Origin of the sequence: Bradyrhizobium sp. BR 1432 (assembly GCF_051547705.1) — a bacterium.
Taxonomy (GTDB): domain Bacteria; phylum Pseudomonadota; class Alphaproteobacteria; order Rhizobiales; family Xanthobacteraceae; genus Bradyrhizobium; species Bradyrhizobium zhanjiangense.
In genome coordinates, this window is sequence record NZ_JBPUGF010000003.1 from 4,429,770 (window position 1) to 4,443,293 (window position 13,524).

Consider the following 13,524-nt stretch of genomic DNA (forward strand, 5'->3'; position numbering starts at 1 on the left):
AGCGGGGCGGAGGTTAATGCGGTCCGCAACCGGTTGCGAGGGGTGGAATCGAAACCGCTGCGCGAGGCGGGTCGCAATTTCGTCACCTTCGAATGCGTTTGGATTGGAGGCTGACAGGGATAAAGCCGGAGCTCATTGTGCAATTTGTCGTCCTGGTCATTCTGCTCGCGATCGCATTTGCGGCCGGCTACTTCACGCGCGACTACGTCTCTCGCAAAAGGCGCGCGGAGGCACGCCGCTGGCGCGAGTACACCGAGCCGGATTGGCTCTCCGCCCACGCGCCGGCAAACACCAACGAGATCACGAACGCCGGCGCCGCCGTGGTTACCACCGGCGAGCTTGGCCAGATGCTGAACCGCTGGGAAAGCAGGGCCCGCGCCCGTCGCACCGGCACCGGATAGCCGGCGGTCGCGCGCTGGCCTACAAATTCCCCTCTACTAGGTCAGCTCCCCTGACCATCTTTTGGCGTTGCAGTTGTGGCCGTTTCTCGTCTAGAAACGGCCGTATCGAGCCCCGGCAACCAACCGTCAACGGTTTTGACCGAGGATTGTGGGCTCAAAAGGGTCTGGCAATGCTGATTCGCGGCCAAATCGATGGGATTTCGGGGGAGGTGGCTGTGGCCGCCGCCGCGATCCCGGCCGCGCTGCCCACCCTCCTTCTTGGCGGGCTTCTTCTTAGCTGCCCCTGAGGGCCGGCTGGGCGCCACGCGCCTGGGCGCTCAGGGGTTGGTCGAGATCACCAGACACCTCAAGCGCCCAGCAGACTGAACGGCGCAAAAGCTCAAAAGGAAATTTGGAATGGCCACCGTGAACAAGTCCGACAAGGACCGCGTCATCATTTTCGACACCACGCTGCGCGACGGCGAGCAGTGCCCCGGCGCCACCATGACCTTCGAGGAGAAGCTCGAGGTCGCCGAGCTCCTGGACGATATGGGCGTCGACGTCATCGAGGCCGGCTTCCCGATCACCTCCGAAGGCGACTTCCAGGCGGTCAGCGAGATCGCCCGCCGCTCCAAGAATTCGGTGATCGCCGGCCTGTCCCGCGCGCATCCGGCCGACATCGACCGCTGCGCCGAGGCGGTGAAGTTCGCCAAGCGCGGCCGCGTTCATACCGTGATCGCGACCTCGCCGCTGCACATGCGGGTGAAACTCAACAAGACCCCGGAGCAGGTGATCGAGACCTCGGTCGCCATGGTCGCGCGCGCTCGCAACCAGATCGACGACGTCGAATGGTCGGCCGAGGACGGCACCCGCAGCGAGATGGACTTTCTGTGCCGTATCGTCGAGGCCGTGATCAAAGCCGGCGCCACCACGGTGAACATCCCCGACACCGTCGGCTATACGGTGCCGGAGGAATACACCCACTTCATGAAGACGCTGATCGAGCGCGTGCCGAACTCGGACAAGGCTGTGTTCTCCGTGCACTGTCATAACGACCTCGGCATGGCGGTGGCGAACTCGCTGGCCGGCGTGGTCGGCGGCGCGCGCCAGGTCGAGTGCACCATCAACGGCATCGGCGAGCGCGCCGGTAACGCGGCGCTCGAAGAGATCGTGATGGCGATCAATGTGCGCAACGACAAATTCCCGTACTGGAACAAGATCGACACCACGCAGCTGACCCGCGCCTCGAAGATGGTATCGGCGGCGACCTCGTTCCCGGTGCAGTACAACAAGGCCATCGTCGGCCGGAACGCGTTCGCGCATGAGAGCGGCATCCACCAGGACGGCGTGCTGAAGGACGCCTCGACCTACGAGATCATGCGCCCGGAGATGGTCGGCCTGAAGCAGTCCTCGCTGGTGCTGGGCAAGCATTCCGGCCGTCATGCCTTCGTGCACAAGCTGGAGGAGATGGGCTACAAGCTCGGCCCGAACCAGCTGGAAGATGCGTTCACGCGGATGAAGGCGCTGGCCGACCGCAAGAAGGACATCTACGACGAGGACATCGAGGCGCTGGTCGACGAGGAGATGGCGGCCTCGCACGACCGCATCAAGCTGACCTCGCTGACCGTGATCGCCGGCACCCATGGCCCGCAGCGCGCGACCATGAAGCTCGACGTCGACGGCCAGATCAAGATCGAGGAGGCCGAGGGCAACGGTCCGGTCGACGCGGTGTTCAACTGCATCAAGCGCCTGGTGCCGCACGAGGCCAAACTCGAGCTGTACCAGGTTCACGCGGTGACCGAAGGCACCGACGCACAGGCCGAGGTCTCGGTGCGGCTGTCGCAGGACGGCCGTTCGATGACGGCGCGTGCGGCGGACCCGGATACGCTGGTGGCCTCCGCAAAGGCCTATCTCGGCGCGCTCAACAAGATCGTCATGAAGCGCCAGCGCGATACGGTGACGGCGGCAGCGGCGAGTTGACGCAGCTGACTTCGCCTCTCCCGCTGGCGGGAGAGGCCGACGCGCTCGGCAGCGCACTTGCGCGCCGGAGCGAGGCAGGTGAAGGCTCCGTTCTCACAGGGAGCTCTCCCCAACCCTCTCCCGCAAGCGGGAGAGGGCGCAGCGATGCTCGCGGCATTCACCATGAATACCTGCCCTGCTAACGGCCAATAGCCGTGCAGGCTGCCGGCCTGTATTGATGCTGTCGGCATGAGGATAGGCCGCTCGGCATGCCGGGCGGCCCAATAACACCAGGGAGAGATTATGCGCACCTTTGCGATCGCGGCCTCCGTCGCGGCTTTGGCCTTGGGCCTTGTCGGCCCCGCCAGCGCTGACCCGATCATCATCAAATTCAGCCACGTCGTCGCCACCGACACGCCGAAGGGCAAGGGGGCGGAGAAATTCAAGGAGCTCGCCGAGAAGTACACCGGCGGCAAGGTCAAGGTCGAAGTCTATCCGAACTCGACGCTCTACAAGGACAAGGAAGAGCTCGAGGCGCTCCAGCTCGGCAGCGTGCAGATGCTGGCGCCGTCCAACTCGAAATTCGGTCCGCTCGGCATCCGCGAGTTCGAGGTGTTCGATCTGCCCTACATCCTTCCCGACCTGAAGACGCTGCGGAAGGTGACGGAAGGCCCGCTCGGCGCAAAGCTGCTCAAGCTCCTGGACGCCAAGGGCATCACGGGACTTGCCTATTGGGATAACGGCTTCAAGCAGATGAGCGCCAACAAGAAGCTGATCTCGCCTGCCGACTATCAGGGCGTCAAATTCCGCATCCAGTCCTCGCGCGTGCTCCAGGCCCAGTTCAAGGCGCTCGGCTCGCTGCCGCAGGTGATGGCGTTCTCGGAAGTCTACCAGGCACTCCAGACCGGCGTCGTCGACGGACAGGAGAACACCTGGTCGAACATCTATACCCAGAAGATGCACGAGGTGCAGAAGTACATCACCGAGACCAATCACGGTTACATCGGCTACGTCGTGATCGTGAACAAGAAGTTCTGGGACGATCTGCCGGCCGACATCCGCGACCAGCTTTCGAAGGCGATGAAGGAGGCAACCGCCTTCAGCAACGCGCAGTCGCAGAAGGAGAACGACGACGCGCTCGCCGAGATCAAGAAGAGCGGCAAGAGCGAGATCATCAAGCTCACGGGCGAGCAGGACGAGGCGATGCGCAAGGCGATGGAGCCGGTCTACAAGGACGCCGCAAGCCGCGTCGGCCAGCCGCTGATCGACGAATTCCTGAAGGAAGCCAAGAGCACGACCAACTGATCTGGAAAGACGATGAAGGGGCTTCCGTGCGAGCTGCACGGAAGCCTTTTTGTTGCGAATGATTTCTGATTGTGGCTGGCGGTAAAATCAGGCGTTGCGTCGTCGTAAGAACGCCGCTTCCTGTCCAAGTTGTAAGTTGCGCGTCAGCCGCACCGCGCTCATCCTCGGGGCATCCTTCCAGAGGAGGTCCGTATGAGGAAGTTCACCATCGCTGCCATTGCCGTGCTCAGCATCGCCGGCTCGGGCGTGGTCTATGCTCAATATCATCGCCCGTGGATGGAGCGCTTCCATCACATCCGCATGAACCCCGAGGACCGCGCCGCCTTCGTCGACGCGCGGATCGCCGCCGTCCATGCCGGCTTGAAGCTCAATGCCGATCAGGAGAAGCTGTGGCCGCCGGTCGAGGCCGCCGTGCGCGATTTCGCCAAGCTGCGCATCGACCGCGCCAATGCGCGGATGAATGCCGGCCCGGGCGATACCGACAAGCCGGAGGATCCGATTGCGCGCCTGCGCCAGCGCGCCGAGGACATGGGCGCCAGTTCCGCCGCCCTGAAGAAGATCGCCGATGCCGCCGATCCGCTCTACAAGACGCTGGATGAGGGCCAGAAGCGGCGCCTCGCGGTGCTGACCCGCCACCGCGGCCCATTCGGCGGCGGCGAAGACGGGCCGCCCCGCCACTTCATGGAACGCGGCATGGACCGCATGATGGAGCGCGGCATGGAGCACTTCCATCGTGACCGTTTCGACCGCGACGGCGGTTCGGACCGGGACGGCGAAGGCCGGCTCTGAGGGGGGCCGGACTGTCCCGGGATTAACCCTGGCGAAGCCGCAGGAATCCGGCGGCTTTTCGCTTTTTTGGACGTGTGGACGAAGCCTTGGAAAACTTGCGTCCCATCGCTTGCCATACCCGGATCGCTTTGCTAAACGACCGGCCTCGCAAGGCCTTAACCGCCTTTCGGGCGCATAGCTCAGTTGGTAGAGCAGCTGACTCTTAATCAGCGGGTCCCAGGTTCGAGCCCTGGTGCGCCCACCAAGCCTTTCAATGGCTTGGGTACCCCTCGCGATAGCCATTCCGACAAGCGGTCAGCGGCTGGACGTGGTCCAGTCCGCATTCGGTAGCCGCCAAAATCCTTTCTTTGAGCCTGTTGGCGGACGCTGGGTTGCATGCATTCCCGACGAGCGGAGCCGATCGCTCTGCGTCATCCGAGCCAGCGCTTGCGACGCTTGTAGTGCTTCACGTCGCGGAATGATTTTCGCCTGTCACCGGCAACGCCAAGGTAGAATTCCTTGACGTCCTCATTTGCTGCGAGCGCCCGTGCCTCGCCGTCCATCACCACGCGGCCATTTTCGAGGATATAGCCGTGGCTCGCGTATTTGAGCGCCATATTGGTGTTCTGCTCGGCGAGAAGAAAGGAAACGCCTTCCTTGACGTTGAGATCCTTTACGATCTCGAAGATCTCCTGCACGATCTGCGGCGCAAGGCCCATCGAAGGTTCATCGAGCAGGATCATCTTCGGGCACGACATCAGCGCGCGCCCGATCACGCACATCTGCTGTTCACCGCCTGACGTATAACCGGCGGTGGAACCACGTCGCTCTCTGAGGCGGGGGAAATAGGCATAGACCCGCTCAAGGTCCTGCGTGATCGCCGACTTGCCGTCCTTGCGCGTGAAGGCGCCAGTCAGAAGATTCTCTTCTATCGTGAGGTGAGGGAAGGCACGTCGCCCCTCCATCACCTGGATGCAACCGCGCTGCACCAGATCGCTCGGCGACAGGGACTTCACCTCGACGCCGTCGAACAGAATCGAGCCCTTGGTGACTTCGCCACGCTCTGCATGCAGCAGATTGGAGATCGCTTTCAGCGTCGTGGTCTTGCCGGCACCATTGGCGCCGAGAAGCGCGACTATGCCGCCCCGCGGAACCTCCAGCGATACGCCTTTTAGCACGAGGATGACGTGATCGTAGACAACCTCGATATTGTTGACCGACAGAACCGGAGCTGCCGCTTCCGTCGCCGGAGCGACCTTGGGGGTTGACACGGCAGACCTCCAGACAGTTGCACCTTCGGGGATCCGGGAGCAGGCAAACCTGCCTCCCGGATCACTCAGACTGGTTCAGGTTTCTTTCGCGCAGTCGCGCGGCTGGATCTTCTTCTCCGCGGCATACTTCGCGGACACATCGGCGACGAGCGGTTCAATGAGCGATTCGTCTGCCGTGTACCAGTCGGAGATTACTTTCCAGGCCTTGCCATCCCACTGCTGAACGCGCCCGTAGCGCGCACCCTCGTGATCGGAGCAGGAAATGCTGACCGGCTTCAACATCCCCTCAAATCCGAGTTCCTTGATGCGTGCATCGGTGAGGATGAGGTTCTCCAGCCCCCAACGGACCTGCTCGCCCGTCAGCGGTTTCTTGCCGAACTTTTCCTGCGCCTTCCGGATCGCCTCCACGCCGAGCATGGCGTTGACCATGCCACGGTTGTAGAGAACTTCGCCGACCTTGCCAGTTTCCGTTGAACCTTTGCCTTTCGCGTAGACGTATTTCTCTATGTCAGCATGGACAGGAAACCTGCCAGCACCATGCTGAAGCATCAGTGATTTGTAACCTGTGGCCTGATCGCCTGCCGGCGTCACGTCGGGCTCTGCGCCCGACCACCAAACACCGATCATCTTCTCGCGCGGATAGGCAACGGCTGCCGCTTCCTTGATTGCCGTGCTGTTCATGACGCCCCAGCCCCAGACCAGGACATAGTCCGGTCGATTCTGGCGGATCGCCAGCCATTGCGACTTCTGCTCGACACCGGGGTGCGTGACCGGGATCGAGGTGAACGCAAAGCCGTACTTCTGCGCCAGCACCTGCAGCATCGGAATCGGCTCCTTGCCATAGGGGCTGTCGTGATACAGCAGCGAAATCTTCCTGCCTTTCAGCTTGTCGAAGCCACCGAGTTCCTTGGCGACATGCTGGATCGCGATATCCGCCGCCGACCAGTAAGTGCCGAGCAATGGGAAGTTGTAGGCGAACACCGCGCCGTTCTTGGAATCGGCACGGCCGTACCCCATCGTGATGATCGGGATTTTGTCGGTCGCGGTCTTCTCGGTGAGCGCAAAGGTGATCCCGGTCGATAGCGGGTTGATGAAGGCCGCGCCGGTCGGCCCCTTGCCCTTGAGGTGCTCGTAGCACTCAACGCCCTTGTCGGTCGCGTAACTCGTCTCGCATTCTTCGGTCAGAATCTTGACGCCGTTGATACCGCCGTCACGCTCATTGATCAGGTTGTAATAGTCCACAACGCCGTTTGCGTAGGGCGCTCCGTTCACAGCGTACGGGCCGGTCCGGTAGGACAGAACTGGGATGAACTGCTCGTTTTGCGCTGCGGCCGGTGCACTAAACGCCGCGCCCGACAACGCGGCCGCCAGTATCAGTACATTGCGTGCATTACTTGCCATGTTGATATTCTCCTCCTTTGAGCCCCTCTTTTTCCGTTCGGGGGATTGTTTCCTTCCTCCTTTGTCAACAGCCGCCATCCGCTCGAGGCGCGATCGCAACTTCAATAGGGAAACGGCCAAAGTCTGAGCTTCTCCTTGCCGATTGATATCAGCCGGGCGAACCCATGGGGTTCTTTGATGAGAAGATAGCAGATCAACGACCCAAAGATAATGAACTGCAGGTGAGTGATCGTTTCCGTCGACAGCGGCACGCCGAGCTGGGTTGGAAGGACGTTCAGCATGATCGGCACAATGAGGATAAACGCCGCTCCGACGAACGGGCCCATGATGGATCCCAGCCCACCGATTATCACCATGAACAAGAGCTCGAGCGAACGGTCGATCGAGAACGCGAGCGGCTCCCATGAGCCAAGGTAAACGAACGCCCAGAGTGCGCCCGCCACGCCGATGATAAATGAAGAGACCGCGAAGGCGGTGAGCTTTGCATAGAGTGGCCGGATGCCGATCAGCTCGGCAGCGATATCCATATCGCGAATTGCCATCCATTGTCGGCCAAGGTTGCCGCGGACGAGATTCTTCGCCAAGACCGCGATCACCGTGACGAAGATCAGGCACAGCAGATAGCGTTCGATCGGCGTGCGAACGACCACACCGAAGAAATTCAGTTCCGGCGCATTGACCGACCCTGACGGGGCGTAGTTGGTGAACCACGGCACCCGCAGGAATACCCAGTCGAAGAAGAACTGCGCCGCGAGCGTTGCAACCGCAAGATAGAGGCCCTTGATCCGCAGACTGGGAATCCCGAATAGGATTCCGACACCCGCCGCCATGAACCCGCCAAGCAGAATGGATACCAATACGGGCAAAGGCGGGATCGAAATCGCGAAGCCATGCGAGGTGAGCGGGACATGAACGCCTGTCGCCAGCTTGTAGGCGGAATAGGCGCCAATGGCCATGAACGCACCGCTGCCGAGCGAGATTTGGCCGCAATAGCCGACGAGAATGTTTGTGCCGATGGCAGCGAGTGCGAGGATCAGGAAGGGCAGCAGAATCGCCCACAGCAGATACTCGCTACCAAACGGCCAGATGTGGAAGCTGGCCAGCACCGGCACCCCAATGAAAGCGATGCCGAGCAAGATCGCGAGCGCAATGCGGTCCTGACGGATCGGGAAGATCGCCATATCCTCTGCGTAGGTTGTCTTGAATTGGCCGACCTCACGATAAAGCAAAGCTAGCTCCTGTCTCAGATACGCTCGATGATCCGCTCGCCGAACAGACCCTGCGGCCGCACAAGCAACACTGTTAACGCCAGCACATAGCCAAACCAATATTCGATACCGCCGCCTATAGATGGCCCGAGGTACACCTCTGCAAGCTTCTCACCCGCCCCGACAATGAGCCCGCCGGCGATGGCTCCCGGAATGGAGGTGAGGCCCCCGATGATCAGGACCGGCAGAGCCTTCAGCGCGAGAAAGGTGATGGAAAATTGCACACCAAGCTTGGTGCCCCACACGGTCGCAGCAACCAGCGCAACGAGACCGGCAACGAGCCAGACCACGAACCAGATCCAACTGATTGGAATCCCAACCGAGTGCGCGGCCAAATGGTCATCGGCCACAGCCCTGAGTGCGCGACCGGTCTTGGTACGCTGAAAGAAGATCGCGAGGCCGGCGACCAGGATGCCTGCGATCAATGCACCCCAGACGTCCAGTTTGTTGATCAGAATTCCACCCGGGAAGAGGCCCTCAAACACGAACCAGGCGTCCGTCGGGAATAGCCGCAACGGATAAACATCCGATCCGAAGATCATTTCCGCCGCGCCCTCGAGAACGAATGTCACGCCGATGGTGGACATGAACAGCGTGAGGGCGTCCTGGTTGATGAGGGGTCCGATCACGAACCGCTCGATCAGCCAAGCCGTTGTCGCCATGATCAGGGCGGCAAAGCCGATGCCGAGAACGATCGCAACCCAAAGCGGGAAGCCGTTGGCCACGAGGAGATCGAGCGAGCGAACCAGCGCCAATCCCGCGAGCAATACCATTGCACCCTGGGCAAAATTAAAAACGCCGGATGCCTTGAAGATCAGCACGAAGCCGAGGGCGACCAGCGAATAGAGCACGCCGGACATCAATCCGCCGATCAGGACCTCGAGAAACTGACCCAATGCGATCACGAACGCACCTCAGTGTGCGACGCCAAGATAGGCGTCGATGACGGCCTGGTTCTCCCTCATCTCGTCCGGCGTGCCGTCGGCGATCTTTACGCCATGATCGAGCACCGCCACTCTATCCGATAGATCCATGACCACAGCCATGTCGTGCTCGATCAGCACGATCGTTGTGCCGTAATGGCTGTTCACATCGATAATGAACCGCGACATGTCCTCCTTCTCCTCGAGATTCATCCCTGCCATGGGCTCGTCGAGGAGAAGAAGGTCGGGCTCCATGGCGAGAGCGCGACCAAGCTCGACGCGCTTCTGCAAGCCGTATGGCAAGCGCCCGACAGGCACCTTGCGGATCGATTCGATCTCCAGGAAGTCGATAATCTCCTCGACCCGGTGCCGATGCTCGACTTCCTCTGCCAGAGCAGGGCCGTAACGCAGCATCTGCCATAAGAGGCCCCGGCGCACCTTCAACGTGCGGCCAGCCATGATGTTGTCGAGCGCGCTCATTCCCTTGAACAGGGCGACGTTCTGGAAGGTGCGCGCGACGCCGCCGCGGGCGGCCTCGAAAGGCTGCATCCTGGCCCGGGTGCGCCCCTTGAAGGTGATGGTGCCACGATCAGGGTGATAGAAACCGTTGATGACGTTGAGCATTGAGGTCTTGCCGGCGCCGTTGGGGCCGATGATGGCTCGAATTTCGCCTTTTCTCACGTTGAACGAAACGTCCCTCAGCGCCCTGACGCCGCCGAAGGCCAGTGCTACGCCCTCGACTTGAAGCAGGATCTCGTTCGTGTCCGGCGCTCTCATGCTGCCTTCCCCAAAGATTTCCGCCGAACCAGTGGCCTGCATGTCGCGGATCTTGACACGAGCCGCGATAGTGCCCTTGCGGCCATCCTCAAAAGTGACTTCAGTGGAAATGTCGGCCTCATGCGAGCCGTCGTAGAGTGCGGTGACCAGTGGCGCATAGCGCTCGGCAATGAACCGGCGACGCACCTTCTGCGTGCGGGTCAATTCGCCGTCATCTGCGTCGAGTTCCTTGTGCAAAATGAGAAAGCGACGAATTTGAGCGCCCGCCAGCACCCTTTCCTTGACGAGAGAGTGGTTCACCGCGGCAACGTCTTTCGCTACCATGTCATAGACCAGCGGATGCCCGGCAAGCTCCTGATAGGAGCCATAGGCGATATTGTTGCGCTCCGCCCAATTCGCGATAGCGACCGGGTCGATGTTGATCATGGCGCAAACAAACTCTCTTGAGTCGCCGAAAGTGATCGCTTCCTTGATATTGGGAAAAAACTTCAGTTTGTTCTCAAGGTACTTCGGCGCAACCATCGTGCCGTCAGCCAGCCAGCCGACGTCCTTCGCCCGATCGATGATCTTTAGATGTCCGGTCTTCTCGTCGAAAAAGCCCGCATCGCCGGTCTTGACGTAACCGTCGAATGTCATGGTTTCCGCGGTCTTCGCCTGATCCTTGAAATATCCGACGAACATGCCGGGCGAGCGAAATTGCACTTCGCCCGATTGCGCAATGCGGATGTCGACGTTCGGGGCCGCCGGACCAACCGTATCGGGGTAGATCTCGCCATCAGGCTGGCACGTCACGTACAGGAAGGCTTCGGTCTGGCCGTAGAGCTGCTTCAGATTTAGTCCGATCGAGCGGTAGAATGCGAACAAGTCCGGACCGATGGCTTCGCCTGCAGTGTACGCGACACGCACCCGGGACAGGCCGAGAACATTCTTGAGAGGTTCGTAGACCAGCAAGCGCCCGAGCGCATAGAGCAACCGGCCCCGCAGCGGCACCTGTTTTCCGGTCAACACCTGCTCGCCATACCGGCGCGCCACGTCGAGAAAGTAGTTGAACATTCGACGCTTGACAGGCGCAGCGTCCTCCATGCGGATCATCAGGCGCGTCCGCATGGCCTCGAAACCACGCGGCGGCGCGAAATAGAAGGTCGGTCCGATCTCGCGCCGATCCTGCTCGATCGTTTCACTACTCTCGGGACAGGCCATGCAGAAGCCAGCGACAAGGCCTTGCACATAGTTGAGGTAATGATCGCCCACCCAGGCCAGCGGCAGATATGCGAACACCACGTCGTGGTCGGCCAGTCCGTCGAACCTGGTGGTGTCCGACGCGGCGTCAATGCAGCCTCGCGTCGACAGCACGACGCCCTTCGACGCGCCGGTCGTTCCCGAGGTGTAGAGGATGACCGCGATGTCAGAACCATCACCCTGCCGGACGAATTCATCGATCTGTCCACAGAGCGCCGGATCCGCCGTAAGCGCTGCGCGACCGTCCTCGATGACATCGTGGATTGCGATCAGCCGGCTGTCCGCGTAGCCATCAAGGCCGCGCGACTCGTCATAGAGAATCTTTTGAAGATGCGGCACTCGCTCGCATACGGACAAGACCTTGTCCACTTGCTCCTGATCCTGTGCTGCAACAAAGCTCACCTCAGCGTGCGCGAGAACAAAAGCAAGCTCTTCAGCCACTGCGTCCGAGTAAACCGGAACCGGAATCGCTTGCAGCGCCTGCGCTGCCATCATGGTCCAGTAGAGCTTCGGTCGGTTGGAACCCACTACCGCGATCTTGTCTCCTGGCTGCAGTCCAAGTCGATGCAAGCCCGCGGCGTAAGCCCGGACGATCGCAGCAACCTGGGCCCACGTCCACGTCTGCCAAATGCCAAGATCCTTGTGTCGAAACGCCGGACGCGTGCCGAACTGCGTCGCATTTCGCAGAAGCAACTTGGGGAACGTATCAAACGATCCGCCATCGGCCATGTCGCTCTCGATCCCAAAAACCGACGCGTTGGTTCGCGCCTGCTTATGGTGACGCCGCGCCCTTTATGGGAAGCAGCCATGCGAACGCCGCACGTTCCAACATTACAACGGTTCGAAAGTCCTACAAGTCCCGGTTTTGCCGGGCCGAGATTGTCGTGACCGTCCCCGCGGTGGGTCATTGAGGGGGCCGCCTGCCAATAACCGATTGCGGTATTGACGGCTAAACTCGAGCGTCCAGATTTATGTTGCGTTGCGATATTGAAGCTGCGCTCCATTCCGACAGGGAAAATCCTATTCTGCGTAGGCATTGGTCGGCTGCGAAGGCGGTGGAGGGCTGCCTTGCCGCCCTGACCAACCGAGGCTTCGAGGGCCGGATACATGACATCGGCAGCCTTTTTGCGCAAACCGAACGTTTAGCTTCCGCCCTCAATAAACGGTCGACTACGACGGCAAAGCGCGGGGCCGTCGTTTCTTTGGCCGGCCGGAACGATGTAGACCCCGTACTTCCTGCTGTTGAAAGAGCTCACCGCACACGTCACGCAGCCATTGGCTTGCCGGATCGTGATGGAAGCGGGCGTGCCAATATTGCTTCACCGTAAAGCCGACGATCGCCAGCGGGCAGTCGAGCACGCGCAGTCCGTAATAGTGAGCCAACGTTTCGCCGATGTGCCTTGGAAGGGTGGCGATCAGGTCAGTCGTTCCGACGATTGCGGGTAACCCCAAAAAGCCCGGCAGCTCAAGCGCAACGTCGAGGACTATCCGCTGCTCCTGTAGCGCGGCCGCGAGCAACTGATGTCCGGTGCCGGAGCGAATGAGGACGTGCGCCTCACGCCTGAAATCCTTTGCGGTGATGCGGTCGCGGATCCGGGCATGTTTTGCGTTCGCCAAGCAGACCCAATCCTGCGGAAAGAGTGCCTGTTGGAAGTGCCCAGCGTCGAGGTCCGAGATGTAGCCGAGCGCCAGATCGGCCTCGCCAGACTGCAGCATTCGTGGGGTATCGCCGCCGATCTGCGCCGCCTCGATGCGGATGCCCGGAGCAACACGACGAACGTAGGCGAGGATGGCCGGAAGCAGCGTGATGTGGCTCGCATCCGTCATGCAGATGACGAAGCGGCGCTTTGCAGTCGCCGGATCAAACTCGGGCGAAGCTCTGCCAGACGACGCAGCATCTCCAACGCCTGTCTGGCCGTGCCGATGAGAGCCTCGGCGCGCGGAGTCGGCAGCATTCCCTCCGCCGACCGGATAAAGAGCGGATCGTCCAGTTCCTTTCGCAGGCGCGCCAGCCAGATCGAAATGGTCGGCTGGCTCTGACCGAGCTTATCGGCTGCCTTGGTCACGCTACCCGTGGTGAACAATGCATCGAAGAGCCGGAGCAGGCGCGGCTCCAGCAGGTTCGTCTCGGAGAGGTCCCGGTGCTTCATTGCATTCTGCAATAATGGTTATAAGGATCATAGCATATCCAAATACCGGGCAGCCTGCTACCACGCTTCCAACGCCAAAATGG

General features: G+C 61.0%; 9 protein-coding genes, 1 tRNA gene and 2 pseudogenes. 5 read left to right on the plus strand and 7 right to left on the minus strand.

All coding sequences use genetic code 11. The annotated features are described in order from the left end of the window. Positions 1–134 precede the first annotated feature (134 nt). From ACSKB8_RS21275 to ACSKB8_RS21295, 5 genes are all read left to right on the plus strand, one after another. Positions 135–401 carry a hypothetical protein gene (locus tag ACSKB8_RS21275; RefSeq protein ID WP_091880278.1) on the plus strand — a complete coding sequence of 89 codons (267 nt, stop codon included), beginning with the start codon at positions 135–137 and terminating at the stop codon, positions 399–401. Positions 402–797: 396 nt separating this feature from the next. After that, positions 798–2,360 carry a 2-isopropylmalate synthase gene (locus ACSKB8_RS21280; protein ID WP_091878849.1) on the plus strand — a complete coding sequence of 521 codons (1,563 nt, stop codon included), beginning with the start codon at positions 798–800 and terminating at the stop codon, positions 2,358–2,360. Between the two features lie 282 nt (positions 2,361–2,642). Then, on the plus strand, positions 2,643–3,644 hold the full coding sequence (locus ACSKB8_RS21285) for a TRAP transporter substrate-binding protein (RefSeq protein ID WP_091878846.1): 1,002 nt from the start codon (positions 2,643–2,645) through the stop codon (positions 3,642–3,644). 192 nt (positions 3,645–3,836) lie between these two features. Then, positions 3,837–4,433 (plus strand): Spy/CpxP family protein refolding chaperone, encoded by a 597-nt coding sequence (locus ACSKB8_RS21290; protein ID WP_370987557.1) that lies wholly within the window; start codon positions 3,837–3,839, stop codon positions 4,431–4,433. Positions 4,434–4,601: 168 nt separating this feature from the next. Then, positions 4,602–4,677: transfer RNA gene (locus tag ACSKB8_RS21295), tRNA-Lys, on the plus strand. 166 nt (positions 4,678–4,843) lie between these two features. On the opposite strand, the gene ACSKB8_RS21300 is transcribed toward ACSKB8_RS21295, so the two are convergent. The 7 genes and pseudogenes from ACSKB8_RS21300 to ACSKB8_RS21330 all read right to left on the minus strand — a co-directional run bounded on the left by ACSKB8_RS21300 (position 4,844) and on the right by ACSKB8_RS21330 (position 13,441). Further along, entirely contained in the window at positions 4,844–5,683 is an 840-nt protein-coding gene (locus tag ACSKB8_RS21300) for an ABC transporter ATP-binding protein (protein WP_438106159.1), read from the minus strand. Between the two features lie 75 nt (positions 5,684–5,758). Then, positions 5,759–7,084 carry an ABC transporter substrate-binding protein gene (locus ACSKB8_RS21305; RefSeq protein WP_438106161.1) on the minus strand — a complete coding sequence of 442 codons (1,326 nt, stop codon included), beginning with the start codon at positions 7,082–7,084 and terminating at the stop codon, positions 5,759–5,761. Positions 7,085–7,185: 101 nt separating this feature from the next. Continuing rightward, positions 7,186–8,313 carry a branched-chain amino acid ABC transporter permease gene (locus tag ACSKB8_RS21310; RefSeq protein WP_128932296.1) on the minus strand — a complete coding sequence of 376 codons (1,128 nt, stop codon included), beginning with the start codon at positions 8,311–8,313 and terminating at the stop codon, positions 7,186–7,188. Positions 8,314–8,327: 14 nt separating this feature from the next. Beyond that, positions 8,328–9,257, minus strand: coding sequence for a branched-chain amino acid ABC transporter permease (locus ACSKB8_RS21315; RefSeq protein WP_438106163.1), 930 nt, complete (start codon positions 9,255–9,257; stop codon positions 8,328–8,330). 9 nt (positions 9,258–9,266) lie between these two features. Then, positions 9,267–10,052, minus strand: coding sequence for an ABC transporter ATP-binding protein (locus ACSKB8_RS21320; protein ID WP_438110609.1), 786 nt, complete (start codon positions 10,050–10,052; stop codon positions 9,267–9,269). A 675-nt stretch (positions 10,053–10,727) separates the two neighbouring features. Then, positions 10,728–12,020 (minus strand): annotated as a pseudogene (locus ACSKB8_RS21325) (AMP-dependent synthetase/ligase); the annotation flags it as partial. 441 nt (positions 12,021–12,461) lie between these two features. Beyond that, positions 12,462–13,441: pseudogene (locus ACSKB8_RS21330) on the minus strand (LysR family transcriptional regulator). Positions 13,442–13,524: the final 83 nt, after the last annotated feature.

Excerpts from the sequence above, each read along its gene's own strand:
- ACSKB8_RS21305 (WP_438106161.1), bottom strand. The coding sequence starts at position 7,084 with ATGGCAAGTAATGCACGCAATGTACTGATACTGGCGGCCGCGTTGTCG.
- ACSKB8_RS21320 (WP_438110609.1), bottom strand. The coding sequence starts at position 10,052 with ATGAGAGCGCCGGACACGAACGAGATCCTGCTTCAAGTCGAGGGCGTA.
- ACSKB8_RS21280 (WP_091878849.1), top strand. The coding sequence starts at position 798 with ATGGCCACCGTGAACAAGTCCGACAAGGACCGCGTCATCATTTTCGAC.
- ACSKB8_RS21290 (WP_370987557.1), top strand. The coding sequence starts at position 3,837 with ATGAGGAAGTTCACCATCGCTGCCATTGCCGTGCTCAGCATCGCCGGC.
- ACSKB8_RS21285 (WP_091878846.1), top strand. The coding sequence starts at position 2,643 with ATGCGCACCTTTGCGATCGCGGCCTCCGTCGCGGCTTTGGCCTTGGGC.